The organism is Streptomyces sp. NPDC030838 (genome assembly GCF_055572035.1).
In genome coordinates this window covers 1-1,367 of sequence record NZ_JBVIED010000036.1, presented here as the reverse complement: position 1 = coordinate 1,367, position 1,367 = coordinate 1, and the positions used below count along the sequence as shown (strand labels likewise).

Below are 1,367 nucleotides of genomic sequence, written 5' to 3'. Positions count from 1 at the left end.
GGGGCTGGGACAGGGCCGCTGGTCACCGTGTTCGTCGACTACTGCTTCCTGGCGAAGCTGCCGGTGTCAGCCTCGATGAGGATGCCGAGTTTGACCAGGCGTTTCAGCTTGGCGCGGGTGCCTTCGATGTTCTTCGGTAGCAGTTCGTGGTCGAGGGCTTCGCAGACGTCGCGGGCCCGGAGGGGGCCGGTGGCCTCGTTGAAGGCAGCGAGGATACGGGGGTAGTCCGGGTGGTCCGGCAGATCCGGTGAGGCCGGCTGGGTGGGGAGCCGATCGGCGAGAGCGGTGACGGTCTTCCGGGTGATCGCCAGGTGTTCGAGGCGGGTCTCGGCCTCCCGCAGGCGGCCCTGCAGTTCGGCGACCTGTCCTCGCAGATCGTTGGCCATGGCCTGCGCGGCATCCTCCTGGAGGTCGAGCGCCTCTAGCAGGGGCTGGATGTTCACGGAGCCACCGCCTGCGCATCGCGCCAGGTGGGGGTGTTCGCGTGGGTAAGGCGGCGGGCCATGACGTGGGCCATCGCCCAGTAGACCCGGGACGCCGATGAGGAGGGGTGGTGCTCGTAGTCGCGGACGAGGCGCCGGTGCAGTATCAGGATCCCGTAGGTCTGCTCGACCCTCCACCGCTTCGGCTGCGGAACGAAGCCGGTGTCCTGCGGGTTGCGTTCGACGATCTCGACGTCGATGCCCAGCTCGGCGCCGTGCACGACGACCTGGCTCTTGAAGCCCTGGTCGACCAAGGCCTTCTCGACGGTTCCGCCAGTGCGCTCGGCGACCTGGTCCAGCAGGGCGATGCCCGCCGCGTTGTCGTGCGTGCTCGCGGCCAGCACGGTGATGGCGATGACCAGGCCCAGCACGTCCACGGCCAGGCCCCGCTTGCGGCCCGGCACCCGCTTCGCGGCATCCCGGCCGGTCGTGCCGGCGGGGACCCCGGCGGCCGCGTGGACACTCTGCGTGTCCAGCACCACCAGGGTCGGGTCCTCTAATCGGCGGGCCCTCTCGCGGACCTGGCAGCGCAGCAGTTCGTGGATGACCTGGTCGGTTCCGTCGTCGCGCCAGGCGGCGAAGTAGTAGTACGTCGCGCTCTTCGGCGGCAGATCGTGCGGGAGGTAGGCCCACTGACAGCCGGTCCGGCCCTGGTAGAGGATCGCGTTCACGATCTCCCGTATCGCATAAGCGCCCTGGTGGCCGCTGACCGAGTGGTGACGGTCCTTCCACGCGGTGATCACCGGCTCGATCAACGACCACTGTTCGTCCGACAAGTCGCTCGGATACGGCTTGCGTCCATTCACCTCATCACATCAACAGAACAGCGGCCTCGGACCGGCGGATTCCGCCCGCACTCACACCACCAGGCGACGACAAACCTTT

2 protein-coding genes are annotated in these 1,367 nt (G+C 68.3%); both read right to left on the bottom strand.

Annotated elements, in window-relative coordinates:
- Positions 1 to 38 precede the first annotated feature (38 nt).
- The gene (locus ACZ42A_RS38945) at positions 39 to 443 is read right to left on the bottom strand and encodes a hypothetical protein (RefSeq protein WP_468532120.1); all 405 of its coding nucleotides are present in this window, start codon (positions 441 to 443) and stop codon (positions 39 to 41) included.
- On the bottom strand, positions 440 to 1,288 hold the full coding sequence (locus tag ACZ42A_RS38940) for an IS5 family transposase (protein WP_468532119.1): 849 nt from the start codon (positions 1,286 to 1,288) through the stop codon (positions 440 to 442). The genes ACZ42A_RS38945 and ACZ42A_RS38940 overlap by 4 nt, the downstream gene beginning before the upstream one ends.
- Positions 1,289 to 1,367 lie beyond the last annotated feature (79 nt).